The sequence below is a fragment of the Chryseobacterium sp. c4a genome, assembly GCF_009900745.1.
In the GTDB taxonomy this organism is placed as follows: Bacteria; Bacteroidota; Bacteroidia; order Flavobacteriales; family Weeksellaceae; genus Chryseobacterium.
Genome location: NZ_WXVU01000014.1, coordinates 131,216 through 153,872, shown reverse-complemented (window position 1 = coordinate 153,872; position 22,657 = coordinate 131,216). Strand labels below are relative to the sequence as shown.

General features: G+C 33.9%; 19 protein-coding genes. 14 read left to right on the top strand and 5 right to left on the bottom strand.

The window, feature by feature from the left end; genetic code table 11:
- The 4 genes from GTR01_RS17735 to GTR01_RS17720 all read left to right on the top strand — a co-directional run bounded on the left by GTR01_RS17735 (position 1) and on the right by GTR01_RS17720 (position 5,527).
- On the top strand, positions 1-2,157 hold the full coding sequence (locus GTR01_RS17735; protein WP_160139101.1) for a patatin-like phospholipase family protein: 2,157 nt from the start codon (positions 1-3) through the stop codon (positions 2,155-2,157).
- Positions 2,158-2,161: 4 nt separating this feature from the next.
- Positions 2,162-2,581, top strand: a complete 420-nt coding sequence (ybeY, locus tag GTR01_RS17730; protein ID WP_160139100.1) for an rRNA maturation RNase YbeY — start codon at positions 2,162-2,164, stop codon at positions 2,579-2,581.
- A 144-nt stretch (positions 2,582-2,725) separates the two neighbouring features.
- Positions 2,726-4,588, top strand: a complete 1,863-nt coding sequence (gene mnmG, locus GTR01_RS17725; protein ID WP_160139099.1) for a tRNA uridine-5-carboxymethylaminomethyl(34) synthesis enzyme MnmG — start codon at positions 2,726-2,728, stop codon at positions 4,586-4,588.
- A gap of 117 nt (positions 4,589-4,705) precedes the next feature.
- Entirely contained in the window at positions 4,706-5,527 is an 822-nt protein-coding gene (locus tag GTR01_RS17720; protein WP_160139098.1) for a class I SAM-dependent methyltransferase, read from the top strand.
- A 1,774-nt stretch (positions 5,528-7,301) separates the two neighbouring features.
- Here the strand turns inward: GTR01_RS17720 and GTR01_RS17715 are convergent.
- Positions 7,302-8,492 carry a phosphoglycerate kinase gene (locus GTR01_RS17715; RefSeq protein ID WP_160139097.1) on the bottom strand — a complete coding sequence of 397 codons (1,191 nt, stop codon included), beginning with the start codon at positions 8,490-8,492 and terminating at the stop codon, positions 7,302-7,304.
- Between the two features lie 648 nt (positions 8,493-9,140).
- Here GTR01_RS17715 and rpiB point away from each other — a divergent pair.
- The 7 genes from rpiB to tsaB all read left to right on the top strand — a co-directional run bounded on the left by rpiB (position 9,141) and on the right by tsaB (position 16,195).
- A complete protein-coding gene (gene rpiB, locus GTR01_RS17710; protein WP_065395543.1) occupies positions 9,141-9,575 on the top strand; it encodes a ribose 5-phosphate isomerase B in 435 nt (144 codons plus the stop codon).
- Positions 9,576-10,111: 536 nt separating this feature from the next.
- Entirely contained in the window at positions 10,112-12,265 is a 2,154-nt protein-coding gene (rnr, locus tag GTR01_RS17705; RefSeq protein ID WP_160139096.1) for a ribonuclease R, read from the top strand.
- A 274-nt stretch (positions 12,266-12,539) separates the two neighbouring features.
- Positions 12,540-13,226, top strand: a complete 687-nt coding sequence (locus GTR01_RS17700; RefSeq protein WP_160139095.1) for a LysE family translocator — start codon at positions 12,540-12,542, stop codon at positions 13,224-13,226.
- A complete protein-coding gene (locus tag GTR01_RS17695) occupies positions 13,223-14,152 on the top strand; it encodes an LD-carboxypeptidase (protein ID WP_160139094.1) in 930 nt (309 codons plus the stop codon). The genes GTR01_RS17700 and GTR01_RS17695 overlap by 4 nt, the downstream gene beginning before the upstream one ends.
- 41 nt (positions 14,153-14,193) lie before the next feature.
- Positions 14,194-14,565 (top strand): YraN family protein, encoded by a 372-nt coding sequence (locus tag GTR01_RS17690; protein WP_160139093.1) that lies wholly within the window; start codon positions 14,194-14,196, stop codon positions 14,563-14,565.
- 119 nt (positions 14,566-14,684) lie between these two features.
- Entirely contained in the window at positions 14,685-15,434 is a 750-nt protein-coding gene (locus GTR01_RS17685) for an SDR family NAD(P)-dependent oxidoreductase (protein ID WP_160139092.1), read from the top strand.
- 86 nt (positions 15,435-15,520) lie between these two features.
- Positions 15,521-16,195: a tRNA (adenosine(37)-N6)-threonylcarbamoyltransferase complex dimerization subunit type 1 TsaB gene (tsaB, locus tag GTR01_RS17680; protein ID WP_160139091.1), complete on the top strand. Its 675-nt coding sequence runs from the start codon at positions 15,521-15,523 to the stop codon at positions 16,193-16,195.
- A gap of 56 nt (positions 16,196-16,251) precedes the next feature.
- Here the strand turns inward: tsaB and GTR01_RS17675 are convergent, their stop codons facing one another.
- The 4 genes from GTR01_RS17675 to GTR01_RS17660 all read right to left on the bottom strand — a co-directional run bounded on the left by GTR01_RS17675 (position 16,252) and on the right by GTR01_RS17660 (position 20,800).
- Entirely contained in the window at positions 16,252-18,819 is a 2,568-nt protein-coding gene (locus tag GTR01_RS17675) for a tetratricopeptide repeat protein (RefSeq protein ID WP_228452274.1), read from the bottom strand.
- Positions 18,820-18,967: 148 nt separating this feature from the next.
- On the bottom strand, positions 18,968-19,531 hold the full coding sequence (locus GTR01_RS17670) for a Maf family protein (RefSeq protein WP_160139090.1): 564 nt from the start codon (positions 19,529-19,531) through the stop codon (positions 18,968-18,970).
- A gap of 8 nt (positions 19,532-19,539) precedes the next feature.
- Positions 19,540-20,058 (bottom strand): KdsC family phosphatase, encoded by a 519-nt coding sequence (locus GTR01_RS17665; protein ID WP_115973139.1) that lies wholly within the window; start codon positions 20,056-20,058, stop codon positions 19,540-19,542.
- The gene (locus GTR01_RS17660; protein ID WP_160139089.1) at positions 20,048-20,800 is read right to left on the bottom strand and encodes a Rossmann-like and DUF2520 domain-containing protein; all 753 of its coding nucleotides are present in this window, start codon (positions 20,798-20,800) and stop codon (positions 20,048-20,050) included. The genes GTR01_RS17665 and GTR01_RS17660 overlap by 11 nt, the downstream gene beginning before the upstream one ends.
- Positions 20,801-20,982: 182 nt before the next feature.
- On the opposite strand from GTR01_RS17660, the gene GTR01_RS17655 reads away from it, so the two are divergent.
- Genes GTR01_RS17655 through GTR01_RS17645 form a run of 3 tightly spaced genes read left to right on the top strand, consistent with a single transcriptional unit; the run spans position 20,983 to position 22,619 of the window.
- Positions 20,983-21,534: an RNA polymerase sigma factor gene (locus GTR01_RS17655; protein WP_160139088.1), complete on the top strand. Its 552-nt coding sequence runs from the start codon at positions 20,983-20,985 to the stop codon at positions 21,532-21,534.
- A gap of 17 nt (positions 21,535-21,551) precedes the next feature.
- Positions 21,552-22,100 carry a hypothetical protein gene (locus GTR01_RS17650; protein ID WP_160139087.1) on the top strand — a complete coding sequence of 183 codons (549 nt, stop codon included), beginning with the start codon at positions 21,552-21,554 and terminating at the stop codon, positions 22,098-22,100.
- A gap of 9 nt (positions 22,101-22,109) precedes the next feature.
- On the top strand, positions 22,110-22,619 hold the full coding sequence (locus tag GTR01_RS17645) for a hypothetical protein (protein WP_160139086.1): 510 nt from the start codon (positions 22,110-22,112) through the stop codon (positions 22,617-22,619).
- Positions 22,620-22,657 lie beyond the last annotated feature (38 nt).

Below are 22,657 nucleotides of genomic sequence, written 5' to 3'. Positions count from 1 at the left end.
ATGAGAAAACTCCTGATTCTTCTTTTCATATTCCCATTACTATGGATCCAATCTCAGGTAAAAAAAGACCTGGTGATTCCGAAGAACCCCAAAATAGGACTGTCGCTTGCCGGTGGTGGTGCCAAAGGTTTTTCACATGTAGGAGTGCTTAAAGTATTAGATTCATTAGGAGTAAAGGTGGATTATATTGCCGGAACCAGCATGGGAGCCATTGTTGGTGGTCTGTATGCTTCCGGATATTCCGGTAAGGAAATAGAAAAAATCGTAATGGATACGGATTTCTATTCTTTAATTATGGATCCAAAATCCAGACAGGAAGCCAGTTTTTTCAACAAATCAGTTGACAAATATCTTTTATCCATTCCATTAAAAAATGGAAAAATTACCCTTCCTTCTTCTATCAGTACAGGACAAAGAAACGTTTATCTTCTGAAAGAACTTTTAAAAAATGTTGCCAACATTGAAGACTTTTCTAAGATGCCTATTCCTTTTTTATGTGTTGCTACTAACCTTGAAAGTGGCAATATGCAAATCTTTGAAAAGGGAGATTTGGTACAGTCTATTATGGCCAGTTCTGCCTTTCCATCCTTAATGGATCCTGTTAAAATTGGTGACAGTATTTATATTGATGGAGCCATGACGGTTAATTATCCATCAAAGCCATTAAAGGATCGTGGAATTGACATTGTTATCGGTGTGGATCTAAACCAGGATCTATCCAAAAGAGAAGATTTAAACAACATTATATCGATTCTAAACCAGGTTATTGATTTCGGGATCAAAAGAGATACGAGAAAACAATATAAATACACAGACATTAATATTAAACCTAATCTTAAAGGAATGTCTGCTACAAGCTATGACGAAAAGAAAAAAATTCTGGACAGCGGCTATGTAGAAGGTTTAAAATATACCCAGGTTTTGGATCAATTGCCTAAACGTCCTTTTGATCGTCTTAGACAGCGTGTAAATCCAATATATTCCAATGTATATAAGATAGACAGTATTTCTATAGAAGGAAGTAAAATTTACGGAAAAAACTATACTCTGGGGAAAATGGGATTACGTCTCCCCTCACTTCAAACGTATGGAAATATCAATAAGATGGTGGATAAACTGGTTGCTACCAACAATTATAAATTCATTAACTACGATATCGTTCAGGAAAACGACGCTAATTATTTAAAGCTTTATGTAACCGAAGATGATGCCAGACATTTTTTAAGATTCGGTTTGCATTATGATGAAGTATTTAAAACAGGATTGCTGCTGAACTACTCGGCAAAAAGGCTTTTATTTAAAAACTCCAATCTTTCAGTAGATGTGATAGTAGGTGATAAATTGAGATATTACCTAAATTACTTTATTGACAACGGCTATATTCCAGGATTTGGTATTTATTCATCAGGAATGAGCTTTGATCTGAAAAATGCAGATAATAATATTATTGATAAATGGGAATGGGCAAGAAATGAAGCTTATATACAATCCGTTTGGAAAGATAAATTCGCTATTGGGGGTGGTATAAGCCACGATTACTTTAAAGCTGAAATTAATGGCGATAACAGACGTTACGGCCGCTTTTTAAACCCTTATATCTTCCTAAAGACAGATACACAGGATGACAAAGAATTTCCAACCAAAGGAATCTATTTTGCTGCTGAAGGAAAGGTAATAGATCTTTTAAAATCTGAAGTTGAAAAAAGAATCGTTCAGATAAAAGCAGATTTAAAGATTAATATTCCACTGGGAAAACAATTCACTTATCGTCTTAATTTATTCGGGGGAATCACTCTTGGAGAGCATCTTCCACCCTATTATCAATACAGACTAGGAGGAATTTTTGAACAAAATGTTCTTAATTTTAAAAGCTTTGGAGGATTTTATTTTGCCCAATTATATACTAATAATGTAATATTGGCATCTAATGATCTTCAATTTAAGTTTAATAAAAACTATTTTATCAGCGGAAACTTTAGCTTTGCCAACCTTTCAAATGATATTAAATTTGAGGATGCAGTTAAAGTAAATTATAGTTCGTTGGGTATTACGGCTGGATATAAATCTCCTTTTGGGCAGATTAAAGTGAACTTCAGCCACTCATTAAAAAACAATCAAAAAGGCATATTCAGTGTTATTTTAGGACACTGGTTTTAATACAATGATACAATTCTTTTACGAAAATTTACCAGAGTCGGTAGATACAAATTACAAACAATGGCTGGAAGATTTGATTCTTTCAGAAGGAAAAAAACTAGGAGAAATCAACTACATTTTCTGTGATGATGAATATCTTTTGAAGATCAATCAGGATTATTTACAGCATGATTATTATACTGACATTATCACTTTTGATTATGTAAAAGGCAAGACAATAAGCGCTGAGATTTTCGTATCTTTGCAGCGCATTTCCGATAACGCTTCTACCCTTTCCCGAGATTATGAAGATGAATTAAGAAGAGTTTTAGCCCATGGAATTTTACACCTTATAGGCTATAAAGACAAGACGGAAGAAGAAGAAAAAGAGATGCGAAGAATGGAAGATTTATATTTAACGAAGTATAGGGATTTAAACAATTAGATTAAATAATACTTTAAGTCTAATATCTAAAGTGCTCAATTCTAGCAACAATATAAATTTACTTAGAGTGCATTCTTCAAAAATGTTTCACGTGAAACATTAGGGATTAAAGTTAAGGTTTAAGCTTAAACAAGCAAGATAAAAATGATTTCAGAAATATATGATGTAATCGTAGTAGGTGCAGGACACGCAGGATGTGAAGCAGCAGCAGCGGCAGCTAACCTGGGTTCAAAAACACTATTGGTTACAATGAATATGCAGACCATCGGACAGATGAGTTGCAACCCGGCAATGGGTGGAATCGCAAAAGGACAAATCGTAAGAGAGATTGACGCAATGGGTGGATACTCCGGAATCGTAGCAGACAAATCTGCCATCCAATTCAAAATGCTGAATCTTTCAAAAGGTCCTGCCATGTGGTCTCCAAGAACCCAGAATGACAGAATGCTTTTTGCCGAAGAATGGCGTTTAGCATTAGAGAATACTCCCAATCTTGATTTCTTTCAGGATATGGTGAAACAACTGATTGTTGAAAATAATAAAGTAACCGGAGTTGTTACTTCTTTAGGAATTGAGATTAAAGCAAAATCTGTAGTTCTTACCAACGGAACTTTTTTGAACGGATTAATTCACGTTGGCGATAAACAATTAGGCGGTGGAAGAATGGGTGAACCAAGAGCATTTGGTATTACCGAACAATTAGTCTCTTTAGGTTTCGAAGCCGGAAGAATGAAAACCGGTACTCCACCAAGAGTTGATGGAAGAAGTTTGGATTATTCAAAAATGGAAGAACAGAAAGGAGATCAAAATCCTCAAAAGTTCAGCTATCTTGATACTCCAAAATTAACCAAACAATTAAGTTGTCATATTGTATATACTAACGAAACGGTACACGATATTCTTCGTGAAGGTTTCGATAGAAGTCCAATGTTTAATGGTACGATTCAAAGTTTAGGTCCAAGATATTGTCCAAGTATTGAAGATAAAATTAATCGTTTTGCAGAAAGAAACAGACATCAGCTTTTCGTAGAACCGGAAGGATGGAAAACGGTAGAGATCTATGTAAACGGATTCAGTTCTTCTCTTCCGGAGGATGTACAGATTAAAGCAATGAAACATATTCCAGGATTTGAGAATGTAAAAGTTTTCCGTCCGGGGTACGCTATTGAATATGACTACTTCCCTCCTACCCAGTTGAAGCATACTCTGGAAACAAAATTAATTGATAATTTATATTTCGCAGGACAGATCAACGGAACTACAGGATATGAAGAAGCAGCAGGCCAAGGTCTGATTGCCGGAATCAATGCTCATAATAAAGTTCATGAAAAAGATGAATTTATTCTGAACAGAGATGAAGCTTATATTGGTGTTCTAATTGATGACCTTATTACAAAAGGAACTGAAGAACCATATAGAATGTTTACTTCACGTGCAGAATACAGACTTTTATTGAGACAGGACAATGCTGATATCAGATTAACTGAGAAGGCTTACCAACTTGGATTAGCAAAAGAAGAAAGATTAAGAAGAGTAGAAACTAAAATAGCTGAAAGTCAGCAACTTGAAGAGTTTTTACGTGAAACTTCTTTAAAGCCAGGTGTTATTAACCCTATTTTAGCTTCAATAGAAAGTAGTCCTGTAGATCAAGCCTATAGAGCTGCTCAGATTCTTACAAGACCTAATATGAATCTAGAAAAACTTGATGAAATTGATTTCATTAAAGAAACTTCTTCTCAATTCAATGATGAAGTGAGAGAACAAGCTGAAATCAACATTAAGTATAAAGGATATATTGAAAAAGAGAAGGAAAATGTAGCCAAACTAAACCGTCTGGAAAATATTAAAATCCCAGAAAATTTTGATTACGCAAACCTTTCAAGCCTTTCTGCAGAAGCAAAACAGAAGATGTCTAACGTACGTCCTAAAACAATTGCACAGGCAGGAAGGATAAGCGGTGTTTCTCCTGCTGACATAAACGTTTTACTAGTGTATTTAGGACGTTAAAAATAAAATGTTTCACGTGAAACATTTCTTACAATAAAAACAAAAATTAAGGTACTTATAAGCTTTCAATACTTATGAGTATCTTAATTTTTTAAATTATAACAGATTTCAACTTCAATGAAAATAAAAGATCATTTTCTTTCACAGGAAATATTTGAAATTAAAGAAACAGAAACAAAGGGAGTATATAAAACCTCCCCTATTCCATCCAACATTTCTAAATATTACGAAAGTGAAGATTACATTTCTCATCATCAGGATTCAGGAAGCTTAAAAGAAAAACTATACAAATTTCTTCAGTCTTTTAATTTGCAGTACAAGAAAAATATTCTGGTGGACAGAATTAAAAAAGGCTCTAAAGTTTTAGACTATGGATGCGGTGCCGGAGAATTTGTAAAGTATATAGAAAATAATTTTGAAACTTTAGGATTTGAACCCGATGCGGATGCAAGAAAAGCAGCTCAAGGAAAAATTACCAAAGCAAAAATTCTGGATGACATTCAAAAAATTGAAGATAAAAGTTTAGATGCAATTACCTTATGGCATGTATTTGAACATATCGAAAACCAGAATGAAATGCTGAATATTTTCAACAGTAAATTAAAAGATAAAGGAATTCTTATTATTGCTGTTCCCAATCCTACTTCTTATGATGCAAAACATTATAAAGAATATTGGGCAGCTTATGATGTGCCAAGACATATTTATCATTTTTCAAAAAATGGAATGGAAAATTTGATTTCTAAAAAATCTGATTGGAAAATGAGAAAAATCAAACCTTTGGTTCTTGATGCTTACTACATCTCTATGTTGAGCGAAAAATATAAAAAATCACCTCTATTCTGGCTAAAAGCAACCATCTACGGAACAATTTCGAACATAAAAGCCCTTTTTTCGAACGAATTTTCAAGTTTGATATATATTATCGAAAAAAGATAGAAAATCGATTTTTGAACCATTTCTGAAGGTCAATTTTCAGGGTTTAAGCAAAAAAAAATTGAAAACTCAGGGAATTCTTCTCTGAGTTTTTATTTTTTTCAATCACCTTACTTATTCTAATCTCAGTTTCATTTTAAAAATTGAAATAAATTTCAAAAAAATATTTTCCTACTCCCCTACTCCACTTTTAGCAAAACATATTTTTTAAATGAAGGTATGAGCATCAACAAAATCCTGAAAGATTCAAAATAATGTAGATTCTGGAAAAAGTAGCGAAATTAGCTTCAAAAAAAAGTAAATATTCAATTTCAGAACACTAATTCTTACAAAAACACATCTTTTTAGCCTTTATTTTCAATTTATATATAAATACTCAAGAAATAATAGTTTTTCGATTTTTAAAGCATTTCTGAAGGTCAATTTTTCCGCGTTTTACAAAAAATTATTTTGAAGATCATGAGTAATGCAATTTAGATTTTAAATGGAGCTTAAAATTTCCAATTTAAAAAATCAAAGTTGATTTCCCTCCCCTCTCCTGTAAAAATGAAAAATTTATTACTAAGAAAAAAATACTTGAGAAAAATTTTTAGAATTGACTTTGCTATGGTTTATTCAAATTTGAAAAAATAATTTAATTGAATTTGGGAACCTCAATCATTTAAAACAAATTAATTTACGAAACAATTCTTAATTGCCTACCGAATCATAACACGTGAAATACAAAAATTACAAATTTCCAAAAAAAATAATGTAAAAAATTTCAATTCTCTTCCAATATTAACCTTAAAAACTCTTAATTCATACAATAAAAACAAGCTTGGTCATTGATTTACAAGATATTACAACCAAGAATAAGAGGCATAATAAAATAAAATCCATATAAGACAAGAAATAGCATAAATTATAAAATAAAAAGAATAAAAATTACACAAATAATTATGCTTAAAAACTCATTTACAGGTAAATACAATCATATAAAACAATCATAAAAAACCATTAAATAGTAATATAGAAATTATGGATCATAATGTATAAATGTTAATATGAATATCTATAAATCAGATTATTAACTCTAATTCATTTAAAAGAAATTCAGGTATGTTAAATGACTGTTCTTTCTAAGCTCATTCAAAAAATTCAATAGAAATAATAAACAACATAGATTTTCCCTTAAAAAACTCCTAGATAATGATTTGAATAAAATTCCTAAACCAACGATCAAAGAAAAATGAATATAGATCTTCTACTCACATGATGCAGCTTGCATCCTAACCCAGAATTTCAAAACCTATTTTTCTTCTGTAAGTAATCAAGTGTTTTATTTTTAATTGTAAGAAAAAAACAACTCATCTGCCTTATATTTTCAGTCCGTAAAATGAAAAATAAACGATATTTCTGTGCCGAAAATCCTTCCATAGATGTTCCAAAAAAATAAGAAAAAAAGTAGTTTCACCTACTGAAATCTGTTCTTTTTTGAATATGAAAAAATTATAAAATTCAAACAAAAAACTTCATCACCGATGGATAAAAATACTTGAATAAATCTTATTATTTCTCTTTTGCATTAAGATTTACTGCATTAATTTTTCCTTTATTAAAAGGCATTAAAACGTAACTTTCACAAAATCAAAACCCCTAAACATAATATAACCTCAGGTTATATCTAAAAGTTATAAAACCCTTAGTCAATTCAGGATTTCTCAATGAAAATTCAACCATAAAAAAGCCTGCTAATATTATTAGCAGGCTTCGAAATATTTAAAATTATCCTCTATTAATTATTGATAGCAGCTACTCCAGGAAGCTCAAGTCCTTCAAGACTTTCAAGCATTGCTCCACCTCCGGTAGAAACATAACTTACTTTATCTGCATATCCAAATTGCTTAACGAATGCTACACTATCTCCACCTCCTACTAGAGAGAAAGCTCCCAATCTTGTTGCTTCAGCAATACTGTCTCCAAGAGCAATGGTTCCACCTGCAAAATGAGACATTTCAAAAACACCAATAGGACCATTCCAAAGAATTGTTCTTGAATTCAATAATACATCATTGAACTGATCTCTTGATTTGTGACCTGCATCCAATCCCATCCATCCTTCAGGAATAGCATAGATATCTACTTCTTTTCTTTCAACATCATTACTGAAGCTTTCAGCGATGATTGCATCAGACGGAAGATATACTTTTACTTTATGTTCTTTTGCTTTTGCTAGAATTTCTAAAGCAAGAGGAAGCTTATCATCTTCAACCAATGAAGTTCCGATTTTTCCTCCTAACGCTTTGATAAAAGTGAAGGCCATACCACCACCGATAATCAAATTATCAACTGCTGGAAGAATATTTTCTATAATAGTAATTTTAGTAGAAACTTTAGATCCACCTAAGATGGCAGTGATTGGTTTCTCACCACTTTTTAAAACTTTATCGATTGCATGAAGCTCTTTAGCCATTAACAAACCGAAAAATTTAGTTTGTGAAAAGAATTTTGCAATAACAGCTGTAGAAGCATGAGCTCTGTGTGCAGTTCCGAAAGCATCATTTACATAAGCATCTCCTAATTTTGAAAGTTTCTCAGCAAAACCTTCATCCCCTTTTTCTTCCTCATTGTGAAAACGCACATTTTCTAATAATAGAATTTCTCCCGGCTTCAAATCAGCAGCAGCCTGTTCAGCTTTCTCCCCAATACATTCATCAACGAATTTCACTTCTTGTCCAAGAACATTTGAAACTTCCCCAAGAATATGTTTCAGAGAAAACTCATCCTTCACTTCCCCTTTCGGTCTTCCAAGGTGTGTCATCAAAATAACAGAACCACCATCCTGAAGGATTTTTTCAACGGTTGGCTTCACCGCAACAATTCTGGTATTGTCAGTCACATTCAACTGGTCATCTTGTGGAACATTGAAGTCAACTCTTACAAGAGCTTTCTTATCTTTAAAATTGAAGTCGTTAATTGTTTTCATTTTTATCTTTAGATTTATTTTTTTTCAAATTTCAGGGAATTGCCCTCTTCGGCCCAGGTTACATTTCAGCAAATTTCGGCAAGGTCAATTCCATAAACTTCTTTGATTTTTCGTTTCACAAATGTAAGGTTTTAAACTTTTTCAACAGATTGATCGAAATAAAAGTTTTCAAAAACTTTCCCCGAACCCAATCACCCATTAATCAACAAATCTTTCTCTTTATAAAAAAAAAATAATGTAGTTGTTGTTATGTATTGTTAGTAACGGGGATAAGTTTTAGGCATAAAGTTGATAATACTCAACTGGTACATAATTCATAAATAACTCACAATATAAATCTCTGTAAACCTGCATATTCACACACTTATTCACAATTGTTGATAACTTTGCCAACAAACCATTATTAGTTATTTTATTATGGAAAAACCTGGGGATAGCTTGAGAAAAGATCTGGAAAGTTGTGGGGAAAAGTTTAGAATAGATTTTCTATTACGAAATAAATTCATCTTTGAAAATAGAAAGTTGAAAAAAGTTTTCCACAGTTATTAACATACCTTTTCACAATTAACTCACGGTTTACTAACACGAATTGTTATTATTCTTACCTTTGTAAGGAAATAAAATCTAAAAAAGCTTAATAAGAGTATTATGAAAAGAAAAATTGCTATCGCAGCGGACCATGCAGGCTATGAATATAAGGAGATTGTTAAGAACTACCTTTCAGAAAAGTTTGAGGTTCAGGATTTTGGAACGTTTTCCACAAACAGTGTGGATTATCCAGACTTTGTCCACCCTGCAGCAACCTCTGTGGAAAACGGAGAAAATGAGCTGGGAATTTTGATCTGTGGAAGCGGAAACGGGGTTCAGATCACGGCGAACAAACATCAGAAAATCAGATGTGCACTTTGCTGGATGCCGGAGATTGCAACACTGGCAAGACTGCATAATGATGCCAACATGATTTCTATGCCGGCAAGATTTATATCAAAGGAACTGGCGATTGAAATTGTAGATAAATTTCTTTCTACAGAATTTGAAGGTGGAAGACACCAGAACAGAGTTGATAAGATTGCTGTTTGCTAAATATACTGAGGCCTGTAATTTGATTGCAGGCCTTATTTATTTTTTATTTGTACATTTGCAGTGTTCAATAGAAATTAAATTCTATACTTCTCCTGAACCTTTGTAATATTTTTGAAGATATTTTATAAAAGGTTTTTCTCTTTTCTTCTCCAGATTTGTAGTAAATTTATACAAAACTAAAGATTCCGTTATAAAGTAGATTTAGAAAAAACAAGATTAAATTAAACATTAAGGTTTGATAAAAATAAAAGGATCTGTGGTTTATTTTTTTATGATAAATTGTTTTAATCCATAAAAAACAAAAGATTATAATGGCTGAAAAAATACCAAAAGAGCTTTGTAAAAAATATACATAATAATAAAAAAGATATTCAAAGTCCTGGCATAGATTTTATAGCTTTGTTTAATAAAGAGAACAAAAGTAAAGCAAGGACTTGAGTAAACAATAAAGGCTGTTATTTTGAATGTGAAAATTCTGGAATTAAAGAAATTTCTTTTCATGAAATAACAACTTAAGAAATTTAAAAAAAATTAAAATGCCAAAAAAAAGAAAATATATAAGTCATAAAAATGATTTGAAACTGATGGAAATCGGAAGATTGATCCTTCGTTTCATGAATGCAAATGCATCAAAAATTTATAATTATAAGCAGATCGCTGATGGAATAGATTACAAAAATCCAAGACAAAGAGAACTTGTGATCCAGGCGCTGCATAAACTTCAGGGATCTGAAAAGATTAAAGAAGTAGAAAGAGGAAAATATATTGTGAACCTGAAAATTGCAGGAACACTAACCGGAATTATTGATTTCAACCAAAGCGGAAATGCCTACGTAAATGTAGAAGGATTAGAAGATGATGTCTTCGTTCATTCTAAAAATGTAAAGGATGCGCTGCAGGGAGATAAGGTTCTTATTATAACTTATCATTATAAAGGAAAGAAATTAGAAGGCTCTGTTTTGGAGGTTTTAGAGCGAAACAGAACAGAGTTTGTGGGTACTTTCCAGAAGGTGGCACACAAGGAATTCGGGTTTGTGGTTTGTGATAAAAAATCAATCAATACAGATATCTTTATTCCGAAGGCAAAATTCAATAATGCAGAGGATGGAGATAAGGTCATTGTAAAGATGACAGAATGGAAACCTGGGGATAAAAATCCAGAAGGAGAAATCATTCAGGTATTGGGTGCTCCGGGAGAACATGAAACAGAAATCCATGCTATTCTTGCCGAATATGGTTTACCTTATGAGTTTCCACAAGAAGTAGAAGCAGATGCTGATAAAATAGACAGAAGGATTACGGATGAGGAAGTAGCAAAACGTTGGGATATGCGTAGTATCTGTACGTTTACTATTGACCCTAAAGATGCGAAAGATTTTGATGATGCTTTATCCATTAGAAAACTGGAAAACGGACACTGGGAAATTGGTGTTCATATTGCTGATGTATCTCATTATGTAGTTCCGGGAACGATCCTGGATGATGAAGCCTATCAGAGAGCAACTTCCGTTTATTTGGTGGACAGAGTGGTACCGATGCTTCCGGAAGTGTTGAGTAATGATGTGTGTTCTCTTCGCCCTCACGAAGATAAATATACTTTTTCAGCAGTTTTTGAACTGAATGATCAGGCGGAAATTCAGAAACAATGGTTTGGAAGGACAGTGATTCATTCAGACAGAAGATTTACGTATGAGGAAGCTCAAGAACGTATTGAAACAGGAAATGGAGATCTGGCTGAAGAAATCAATGTGCTTGACAGATTGGCGAAGATCATGCGTAATGACCGTATCAAAAACGGCGCTATTACTTTTGACAGAAGTGAAGTAAGATTCAACCTGGATGAAAATAATGAGCCGGTTGGAGTATACTTTAAAATCAGTAAAGATTCCAATCACCTGATCGAGGAATTTATGCTTTTAGCCAATAAAAAAGTATCTGAATTTATCTCATTAACGAGAAAAGGAGAAATTACCAATAATACATTTATCTACAGGGTTCACGATGATCCGGATCCTGCTAAGTTAGAGTCATTAAGAGATTTTGTTTCTACGTTCGGATATAAAATGAACCTGGCCAATACCAAAAAAGTGGCAGAATCTTTAAATAAACTTCTTCATGATGTAAAAGGAAAAGGAGAAGAAAATATGATTGAAACTCTTGCGATGAGAAGTATGAGTAAGGCAGTATATTCTACAGAACCTATTGGTCACTATGGATTAGGTTTTGCGTATTATTCCCACTTCACCTCTCCTATTCGTCGTTACCCGGATTTGATTGCTCATCGTCTTCTTCAGCATTATCTGGATGGTGGAAAATCTCCAAGCAGACCGGAACTGGAAGAAAAAGCAAAACACTGCAGCTCCATGGAAAGATTAGCTGCTGATGCGGAAAGAGATTCTATCAAGTATATGCAGGTGAAATTCATGGAAAAACATCTTGGTGAAACATTCACTGGAGTTATTTCCGGAGTGGCAGAATTTGGATTCTGGGTAGAGATTCCTGAAAACGGAGCAGAAGGTCTTATTAAATTAAGAGATTTAGTAGATGATTCTTATATGTATGATGCGAAAACACATGCGGTGTACGGAGTAAGACATGGAAATAAATACCAATTAGGAGATCAGGTTCAGATTAAAGTTGTAAAAGCAAATCTGATTCAGAAGCAATTGGACTTTAAGATTGTTGAGTAAAATCAGGAATTAAAAATATAACAATAAAAAGAGGTTGTTCCGGAATGGAATAACCTCTTTATTTTTCTATGATCTGAAAAAAGAGGTTATTATGAATTACATGTGCTTGCTCATACTACTTCAACTTCCCCTACCCGCTTCCTTTCTAAAAACTATGTCCCAAATAGCAGCTAAAATAAAAGTTGATATATAACATCTTTATTGAATAATTAAATCATAAAGTATAACTTTGTATAAAACGGAATGAAATTATTTTCATTTTAAAAATTATTAAATGCTTGAACTTGTACTATCTGCCATCATTTTAGGATTCATGTTGAGTCTGGTTTTTATAGGGCCTATATTCTTCCTGTTAATAGAAACCAGTTTCTCCAGAGGGCCAAAGCATGCCTTATCATTGGATCTTGGCGTTATCACTGCAGATTTATTGTGTATTGTAGCAGCTTATTATGCCAGTGCAGACATTGTTACTTTAATTGATAAACATCCGGGTTTCTACAGGATTACTTCCATTCTGATTTTTATTTATGGAATTGTGATGCTGGTGACGAAGACCAAAATGCATATTCCCGGCGAAGAAAAAATCATTAGTCAAAATTATATTAAAACTTTTTTCAATGGTTTTTTCTTTAATCTTTTAAATGTTGGAGTGATCCTATTCTGGCTGGTAACGGTAATTTCCGTAAGGAATCAATATCCGGACACCAGCAGTTTTATTTTATACATCAGCATTGTCATCGGAACTTACCTTTGTATTGACCTTGCGAAGATATTTCTGGCTAAGCAATTTCACGATAAACTTACTCAAAAGCTGGCCAATAGGATCAGAAGAGTTGTAGGAGTTATCCTTATTGTATTCAGTTTCTTTATCTTCCTGCAGAGCTTTAAAAAGTTCAATCAGTTTGACAGACAACTGGAAGAAGCCGAGAAAAAAGAAGTAAAATATCAAAAAACGAAATGAAAAAAATTATCTTTCCAAAAGCCCTTAAAAAAGGAGCTAAAATAGCTGTTATTTCCCCTGCCGGAGCTGTAGATACCACTCAATTGGAAAAGGGAATAGAATTAATTAAAAGTAAAGGATTTGAACCTGTTTTGGGGGAACACCTTTACACCAAATTTTCAAACGGATATAATTATGCCGGAACAGAAAAGGAAAGAATAAAAGATATCAACTGGGCTTTAAATGATAAAGAAATTGGAGCAATCTGGGCTTCCAGAGGGGGCTATGGCTGTCAGCATCTGATTCAGCACTTAAAGCTTAAAAATTTTACAGAAAATCCAAAATGGTACATTGGCTATTCCGATAATACGGTTATACAAAGCTATCTTTTGAAAAAAGGGTTTGCTTCCATTCACGGGCAGACCATCAAAACATCCAGTTTTGGAGTTACCGATGAAAGCTATGATCTGATCTTCGATATTTTAAAAGGAAAAACGCCTAAATATAGCTTAAAATATCACCCATTAAATAAAAAAGGGAATATTGAAGGAGAATTGGTTGGAGGGAATTTAGCCCTTATCTACGCCCTTCTGGGAACTAAATATTCTTTTGACTTTAAAGATAAAATTTTATTCATTGAAGATATCGGTGAAAATTTCTATGCGCTGGATCGAATGATTATGAGCCTGGAACTGGCAGGAGTTTTCAATAAAATCAAAGGACTTATCGTAGGTGGAATGACCAATATGGGCGATGAAAAAGATAATAAAGAGTATGAAGCCAGCTTTGATGAGTTTGCCTATACAATGATCTTCGAAAGAATTTCAAAATACAAATTCCCTACAATATTTGGCTTTCCAAACGGACATATTAAAGACAACAGACCTCTTTTGATTGGAGGGAGGGCGAAGGTCAAGATTGAAGCTAAAGTGAAGATCGAGTTTTAAAAGATTCTTCTCTCCTACCCTTATACATCCAAAAACTGGCCATGGCTAATCACAACGACTTTGGAAAAATAGCAGAAGATCTGGCAGCCGATTATCTTCAGAATAACGGGTATAAAATTTTAGCCAGAAACTTCAGGTTTCAGAAAGCAGAGATTGATATCATTGCTGAAAAAGATGCGTTCATCATTGTTGTTGAAGTAAAGGCAAGATCTACAGATGCCTTTATGCTGCCTCAGGAAGCGGTGACCAAAACAAAAATTAAATCGATCGTATCTGCGGTAAACCATTACCTGGAAGAATTTAATAAGCAGAACGAAGTAAGGTTTGATATTATTTCTGTTCTTCCTGGTGAACATAGAAATTTAACGATCGACCATATTACCGATGCTTTTCAGGCATTGGATGCAAATTAATCAAATAAAAAAATAATAAATAATGGATCAGTTTAATACTATATCAATGTAACAATAAAGATCATGCATTGGTAGATTGTTAAACTGATCCATTGCTACATTCAATAATAATCAGTTTTATGAAAACAATATTCATCACCGGCGCAACTTCCGGTATCGGTAAATCCACTGCTGAGCTTCTGGCAAAACAGGGAAACAGAATTATCATTTGTGGAAGAAGACAAGAAGTACTGAAATCTTTAAAGGAAGAATTATCTCAATTTACCGAATTATTTAGTTTAACATTTGATGTAAGGAATCTTGAAGAGGTGGAAACAGCGATCAATTCGCTTCCTGAAGAATGGAAAGATATTGATGTTCTGATTAATAATGCTGGAAATGCTCATGGGCTTGATCCTCTTTCGTTGGGCAAGACAGATGACTGGGATTCTATGATTGACGGGAATGTAAAAGGACTTCTTTATGTTTCTAAAATGATCATCCCGGGTATGAAAACTAAAAATTTAGGTCATATTGTAAACATTAGTTCTGTTGCAGCAAGGCAAACCTATGCCAATGGAGTAGTGTACTGTGCTACTAAAAAAGCAGTAGATGTTATTTCTGAAGGAATGAGACTGGAGCTTACTGAATTCGGTATTAAAGTAACCAATATTCAACCCGGAGCTGTAGAGACAGATTTTTCATTGGTAAGATTTAAAGGAGACAGTGAAAAGGCATCAACGGTATATACAGGGTATGAGCCTTTAAAAGCAGAAGATATTGCAGATGCCATTGCCTATTGTGTAAATGCCCCAAAACACGTTACTATTGCTGATATGTGTATTTATCCAAGCGCTCAGGCTGAACCAAGAACGATCTATAGAAAATAGTCTCAAAATAAAGGATTAAATTTGTAAAAAATTGTAAAGCAATTTTGCCTTTCCGCAAGGTTGCTCTTTTAGCTTAAAACAAGAAAATGAAAATTCTATATCTTGAAACATCGTCTAAAAATTGCTCAGTAGCTGTATCCGATAATGAAAAGCTTCTATGCTTGTGTGAAGAAGTTTCTGAAAACTATAAACAGTCTGAAAGTCTCCATACCTACGTTGAATGGGCCCTAGAAGGAGCAGGAATATCACTGAAAGATATTGAAGCAGTTTCCTTAGGGAAAGGGCCGGGTTCTTACACAGGGTTAAGAATTGGAGCTGCCTCTGCGAAAGGCTTCTGCTATGGTCTGAAAGTTCCATTCATTGCGGTCAATTCTCTTGAAAGCATGATAGAGCCGTTTTTAGGGCAGAACTATGATTTTATAGTGCCATTGATCGATGCAAGAAGGATGGAGGTTTATACGGCCGTTTATGACGGTTCTACGGGAAAGGAGATCTCTGTAACCGAAGCGAAGATTTTAGACGAAACCTCTTTTGAGGAATTCGGAGATAAAAAAATAATCTTTGTGGGTGATGGAGCTACAAAGGCAAAAGATATTTTAAATCTTCCTAATGCAGACTTCAGAGATGATATTTATCCCTCTGCTCAGTACCTGATTACAAAAACACTAGAGAAGATAGAAAATAAAGAATTTGAAGACATGGCTTATTTTGAGCCGTTTTATCTTAAAGATTTTCATGGAGTAAAGAAAAAGGGTTCATAGAAACTCTTTATCCCCATAAAAACAAAAAGCGAAGAGTTACTCTTCGCTTTTTGTTTTTATTTACTATCTGGCCCGCCATCAGGGACATATTTGTTTTTAGGTTTATCTGTTTTTTGTTGAGGTATATTGTTCATTTTACCTGTTGACATGGGTTGTGCCGATTGAGTATTTATCGTTTTGAAATTCTCAGTGTTGTTTGGATTACCCTGAGGAATATTTTGGTTTTTGTTGATAGGTGGAGTAGGAGAGTCTGGCTGTTGAGGCAGAGCATTCCCTTTATTATCGGTAGCCTGGAAGCTGAGGTCACTTTTTAGATAATTCAGCATTTCTTTAGCTTTTATTCCCTCCGGAGTTTTAGCATAGTTTAAGGCAATCTGTTCAAGTTGAAGGATCATTACTTCTTTTCCACTGGACTTTCCTGTATTGAAAGCATTCAACAGGTAGAGCTTTGGAACCAATGCATCTTTCGGGTATTTCTGAATCGTTTGGTCTATGACGTTTTTACTTTCCACAAACTTTTCAGATTCGTATAAAGCATAAGCTTTCTTATACTCATTTTCTACATCCTCTGTAGATTTTACGAAAGAATTATTTTTCGGATTTCTGGCAAATTCAGCAAATGAAGTATAAGGGTAGTCAGTTAAAAGAATTTGTTTTGCTCTTTCTGCAGCCTGAGGTGTTTTCTCATAATTCATGGCGAAAATTTCATACAATGCCTGAAGCATTACTTTTTCTTCCGGTTTTACGTCTACAAGATCATACAAAGTTTTAGTGGCAAGGGGAGTATTGGTAAAATAATTCTGATACATGATACCAAGCCCTAGAGAAGCAGTATCTCTATCCTTTTTAAGTTGTGCCAGTTTTCCCTGATCAGTAGGAATCTGTTCTATATAATAAGCAGGTTCAAAACGTCTTGGATTTGGAGCTGTAGTCACCCCAAGAGCTTCACTCTTCATATCTTCAATCGTAGCCATTTTTTTTGAAAAACGCCAGTTATCAGAAAGTGCTCTTTCTCCCCATACCTGCTTAAATGAAGAAGCTCCTTTACTTACAGTTCCGACATTATTGAAATAAAATCCTTTCGTTGTTACCCCAAAGTCTTCAAAAGCATTGGCATTATTATTGGCAAAAATAGAAGTAGAATTATAGTCACCTGTATCAAATCCTTTGTTTCGCTCTGCCCGTCTTCTTTCCTGTTCTTCTTTCTCTTCTTTGATTTTTAACTTATCAATATACTTTGAGAAAAAGTCTGTTCTTTGTGCATTATCCATTTTAGCCAAAGAAAGAATACTGTCATTCTTTTTAATCAGATAATAATTCTTGGAAATCTTTTTGATATAAGCAGATTGATCTTTTAATAAAATCTTTGAAGGCTCATAGGTCATTACTGCAAGGGCAGAATCATAATACGTTCCGGCACCGATATAATCATTCTTTTCAAAATAGCTTTTTCCTATCTCATAGTAAGCAAGCCCACGAATCTGTGGGTCTGAAACCTTTTCAAATAAAGACTTTCTGAAAAACTGTTGCGCCTCATCTTTTTTACCTGCTTTATTGGCCATAAGTCCCAAAGCATACAAAAATTCATTTTTTCTGGAACCATAAGTTCCTTTTTTGCTAATTCCTTCCAGGTAATTTTTGGCTCCGTTATAATCTCCTTTACCATTAAAAGTTTTAGCAATAGCAATTTGAGATTTTACTTCAAATTCAAAATCATTAGAATATTTATAAGCTGCGGTATAGCTTTCTCTTGCCTTATCATTCTGGTTCAGATTTTCAAGAACCTGACCTCTTAAATAAGCAATTCTGCTTTTCAGTTTTCGATTGGAATTAAGCTCAAAAGCCAAATCTAATTCTCTGGCAGCATCTTCTTTTTTCCCTGCATCCAGAAGAGATTCAGCATAGTAAATACTTAGCAGCTTAGCATAGCTTTTATTGATTTTATCATCCTTTAGTTTTGCAAAAGTCTCATGAGCTCTGTGATAATCTTTGATTTTATCATAAGCTACACCCTGATAAATTCTTGCCAGAGGAATCCTCTTATCATCCTTCATGTGAGTGAAAACATAATTAAGGGCATCCAGAGCTTCCAGAGGTTTATTTCGGTATATTCTTGATTGAGCAAGGATGATATAAGCATCGAAAATTTGCTTATTCTTTTCTTCACCATTTCTGGTAACCGAATATTTGTTGATGGCCTTTAAAGCTTTGGCTTCAGCAATTTCTAGTGTCGTTGCACCCTTAGACTGAGTTCCATCAGGATTCGTAGGGGCATTTCCAGGGCCATCGGGCATATTAGGAGCTCCGGAATTTCTTCCAGGTCTGTTGGCTACTTCTGCCATCTTCATAGAATTTTCAGCAAAAGCTGTAGATTGCCCAAGATCACTTCCCAAGGGTTGATCTTCAAAAGTGAGAATAGAAATATAAGGAGCATAGAAATTATCCTTATGTCCCTTATCTCTTGCAGTAAATTCACTATTTAGCGCATCTTTAGCATTAAATAGTGTGTTATAGTATGTAGAAAATCCCTTCAATAGTTTGGATCGCTGCTCCGGCTTTTTTACTTTGGTACCACAGGAAGCAACAAGGCAGATCACTAAAAGGAACAATATATTCTTTTTCATTATTCAATATAACTTGCTAATCTGCTTTTTATTATCAGCAGTTTGATGATTTTGTAAAAATAATAAAATTTTATAATGAATAATATTTATATTTCTCCCCGAAATATTTTATTTCATCTTTATAACTGTTGGAAATTACTATGGATTTTTAAATCGCAGAAATCTCTTTCAGAATTTTATAAACGAGGTGGGTAGGAAGTCCCATAATGGTATAAAAACTACCTGTCAGACTTTTGATTTTTGCCATTCCCAGCCATTCCTGGATCCCATAGCTTCCGGCTTTATCAAAAGGCTTATAATTTTGAATGTAATATTGTATTTCATCATCTGAAATCTCATCAAAGATTACATCAGCTACATCTGTTTCTGTAAACGTCTGATCAGCAGTTTTGATGGTAATACCTGTGTACACCTGATGAGTTTTTCCCGAAAGATTTCGAAGCATATTTTGGGCATCAGTTTCATCTTTTGGCTTTCCCAGAATCTGTTGATCGATAGCAACTACGGTATCGGCAGTTAATAAAACTTCTCCTGCAGCTAAGCTTCTAAATGCTTCTGCTTTTAATTCAGATAAATAAGCTGCTGCTTCCTCTATTTTAATGTTTTCAGGAAGTATTTCTTCACAATCAATTTTTACAACGTCAAATTCAAAACCAAGGCTGGAAAGAAGTTCCTTTCTTCTCGGTGATTGTGATGCTAAAAGTAATTTCATAAATAGTGTTATACAGATTGGGTGTTATCATCATGCCAGTTCCCCTGAACTTTCATTACCTGCTCGATTACATCACGTACGGCTCCGCTTCCGCCTTTTATCGGAGAAATATAATCAGCAACTCCCTTTACTTCAGGAACAGCATTTTCAGGACATGCCGCAATAGCAGAACTTTCCATAATATGAATATCAGGAAGGTCATCTCCCATAGTCAGGATTTCCTCATTTTTAAGGTTATATTTCTTTTTAAAATCTTCAAAATCCTCCATCTTATTATGGGATTTTGGATAATAATCCTGAATACCAAGATAGTTGATTCTATGTTTCACCATTTCATCATTTCCTCCGGTGATAACCCCTATTAAATAGTTGTTTTTTAGAGCTTTAACAACGGCGTAGCCATCCAGTACATTCATTACTCTGCTCATGTTTCCTCCCGGCATCAGGTATACACTTCCATCTGTGAAAACTCCGTCTACATCAAATACAAAGGCCTTAATATCCTTTAATTTTTCTTTATAACTCATACATTTTTTGAATAGAATGATTCATTGTCTTATAAATGGTAAGACTTTCTTCGTCTTGTAATAACTGCTCATGTAATTCTAAAACCCTAAGATCATTTCTTACTGCAGGCCCGGTCTGAGCCATTTTAGGTTCTATCTCATGGATCTTCTGAACCGTTTCATCAATCAATGGTAAAAAATAATCGAAAGGGATTTCCTGAGAATCTGAAATTTCTTTGGCTCTTGAAAAAAGATGATTTACAAAGTTAGAGGCAAAAACTGCAGTCAGATGAATGTACTTTCTTTTTTCATGATTGCTTTCCATTACATTTTCTGAAATTCTGGAAGCCAGTTCAAAAAGTGTTTTTGTATCCGTTTCATTTTCCGTTTCAATGAAAAACGGGATCTTTTCGTATTCCAATTCTTTGGATTTTGAAAAGGTCTGTAACGGATAGAAACTTGCCTTTCTGTATTCTCCGTTTAACGTTTCCTTCGGAAGTGAACCGGAAGTATGAGCTACTAGGCAGTTCTTTTTGGTAATCATTTTCGAGACTTCTCCTACAGAATTGTCACTTACACAGATGATATACAGATCCGCATCTGCCAGATGTTCCGTAGAATAGGGAATATCCAGCTCTTCAGAAATTTTACTCAATTCTTTTTCGTTCCGCCCAAAAATCTGAGCAAGGGAAATACCTTTCAAAGTGAAGGCTTTTGCTATGTGATAAGCTACATTTCCGGAACCGATAATTACAATTTGCATCTAACAAATATAGGATTTTAAGCCGAGCCGGAAAAGGAAGAACCTTACAGAAACCCGAAACTTCAATATAGGCACGTTTATTGCGTAAGTGTCTCATATTATTTTTAATATTTAAACTGAAAATTGAATAATTAATTTAACTTTCAGCTATTTTTGTAATCCAAAACAATGAAAGGCATCTTATGAAGATTAAGGACGCGGAGATTATTTCGTTGATGCAGAATCCACGGACACAGGATAAAGGTGTTCGTGCCTTGATGGATGCCTATCAAAGCAGATTATACTGGCACATACGAAGAATTATTGTGGACGGAGATCTTGCCCAGGATACTTTGCAGGAAACTTTTATTAAAGCTTATCAGAATTTTCATCAGTTTAAAAACGATAGCCAGTTGTATACATGGCTGTATAGAATTGCTACCAATGAAGCATTACAGCAAGTCAATAAACTGAAGAAAATGCAGAAGACCGATGAAGATCCTGAGTATCACATGCAAAACCTTGTCGCAGACAATTCAGAAGGAGATGCCGAAGAAATACAGATTTTATTGCAGAACGCCATACAAAGCCTGCCCGAAAAACAGAAACTGGTATTTATGATGCGGTATTATGATGATTTACCCTACGAAGAAATATCTAAAATTGTAGATATGTCAGTAGGAACATTGAAAACAAATTATCATTATGCTAAACAAAAAATAGAAGATTATATTAAGGAAAATTACGAAAGATAATTTTTGACAAAACAAAGATGAAAGAGTTCGACATAGAAAAACTAGAACGTAAAAACATTTACACAGTCCCTGAAAATTTGTTTGAAAATATTCAGGAGAGGGTTATGAATGATATAAAGCCGGAACAAAAAACACCAGCACCGGTCTTTAAATTAAATTGGATGTATGCAGCAGCAGCGTCTTTAGCTTTGATCTTTGGAGTAACTTTTATTTTTAATTCCAATAATGATTCAGTAGATAAAAACCTGAACTCAAAAGAGGCGTATGCTCTTCATAAAGGTGAGCCTAAAACAGATGCTCAGCTTGCTTATGAAACATTACAAAATGATTTAACTTCTGTTGAAAATAATAATCAAACAGTTGTAAATCAGAAAAATAATACTTCTTTGGCCTTAGAAAGTGAAGAAGGAAATGGAAAAGAAACTGTTTCACAAAAAACAGTGAAACCTGTAACAAAAAAAGAAGAAACACGGATGAATGAATATCTGGATTCGTTCTCTAATTCTGAAATTGCAGAATTGGCGAGCAATTCGACCCAAGATGTTTATTTGGATTTATATAACTAATAAAGAAAGATGAAAAAGATACTATTGACGTTTTTTATTATTTATGGTTTTGGCTTAAATGCTCAAAATTCAGATTATGACTGGAAAAAGATGGATCCTAAACAAAGAAAGGAGGTCATCAACAACCTTTCTCCTGAAGAAAGAAAAGAATTGCTTAAAAAATTCAGGAATAATATGATCATGGATAATCTGAATGTAGATCCTGGAGATAAAGCAGAATTTACACAGCTTTATAATGAGTATCTAGACAGCCAGAAACAGATAAAAAGTCAATTTGATCCAGGCTTTAATCCTGAAACATTATCTGATGATGAAGCTAAAGCGAAGTTACAGCAAAGCTTTGAAATAGGGCAGAAGCTTTTGGATAACAGAAAAAGATATGCAGAGAAAATGCAGCAGGTGATTCCCTGCCAGAAAGTTCTGAAGCTGTTTCAATCTGAGGGAATGATGAGAGATAAAATGAATGAAAGAAAACCTCATGTACATAATAACACTTCGGGACCTAAACAAAACCCATAATAGTTTATTTTTTTAATGTTGGACGGCTCTTACAAATC

Coding starts and splice junctions, on each gene's coding strand:
- GTR01_RS17675 (WP_228452274.1), bottom strand. CDS start 18,819: ATGAAAAAGAATATATTGTTCCTTTTAGTGATCTGCCTTGTTGCTTCC.
- GTR01_RS17695 (WP_160139094.1), top strand. CDS start 13,223: ATGAAAAAAATTATCTTTCCAAAAGCCCTTAAAAAAGGAGCTAAAATA.
- ybeY (WP_160139100.1), top strand. CDS start 2,162: ATGATACAATTCTTTTACGAAAATTTACCAGAGTCGGTAGATACAAAT.
- GTR01_RS17660 (WP_160139089.1), bottom strand. CDS start 20,800: ATGCAAATTGTAATTATCGGTTCCGGAAATGTAGCTTATCACATAGCA.
- GTR01_RS17655 (WP_160139088.1), top strand. CDS start 20,983: ATGAAGATTAAGGACGCGGAGATTATTTCGTTGATGCAGAATCCACGG.
- GTR01_RS17650 (WP_160139087.1), top strand. CDS start 21,552: ATGAAAGAGTTCGACATAGAAAAACTAGAACGTAAAAACATTTACACA.
- GTR01_RS17720 (WP_160139098.1), top strand. CDS start 4,706: ATGAAAATAAAAGATCATTTTCTTTCACAGGAAATATTTGAAATTAAA.
- rpiB (WP_065395543.1), top strand. CDS start 9,141: ATGAAAAGAAAAATTGCTATCGCAGCGGACCATGCAGGCTATGAATAT.
- GTR01_RS17700 (WP_160139095.1), top strand. CDS start 12,540: ATGCTTGAACTTGTACTATCTGCCATCATTTTAGGATTCATGTTGAGT.
- tsaB (WP_160139091.1), top strand. CDS start 15,521: ATGAAAATTCTATATCTTGAAACATCGTCTAAAAATTGCTCAGTAGCT.
- GTR01_RS17715 (WP_160139097.1), bottom strand. CDS start 8,492: ATGAAAACAATTAACGACTTCAATTTTAAAGATAAGAAAGCTCTTGTA.
- GTR01_RS17665 (WP_115973139.1), bottom strand. CDS start 20,058: ATGAGTTATAAAGAAAAATTAAAGGATATTAAGGCCTTTGTATTTGAT.
- GTR01_RS17690 (WP_160139093.1), top strand. CDS start 14,194: ATGGCTAATCACAACGACTTTGGAAAAATAGCAGAAGATCTGGCAGCC.
- GTR01_RS17735 (WP_160139101.1), top strand. CDS start 1: ATGAGAAAACTCCTGATTCTTCTTTTCATATTCCCATTACTATGGATC.
- mnmG (WP_160139099.1), top strand. CDS start 2,726: ATGATTTCAGAAATATATGATGTAATCGTAGTAGGTGCAGGACACGCA.
- rnr (WP_160139096.1), top strand. CDS start 10,112: ATGCCAAAAAAAAGAAAATATATAAGTCATAAAAATGATTTGAAACTG.
- GTR01_RS17645 (WP_160139086.1), top strand. CDS start 22,110: ATGAAAAAGATACTATTGACGTTTTTTATTATTTATGGTTTTGGCTTA.
- GTR01_RS17685 (WP_160139092.1), top strand. CDS start 14,685: ATGAAAACAATATTCATCACCGGCGCAACTTCCGGTATCGGTAAATCC.
- GTR01_RS17670 (WP_160139090.1), bottom strand. CDS start 19,531: ATGAAATTACTTTTAGCATCACAATCACCGAGAAGAAAGGAACTTCTT.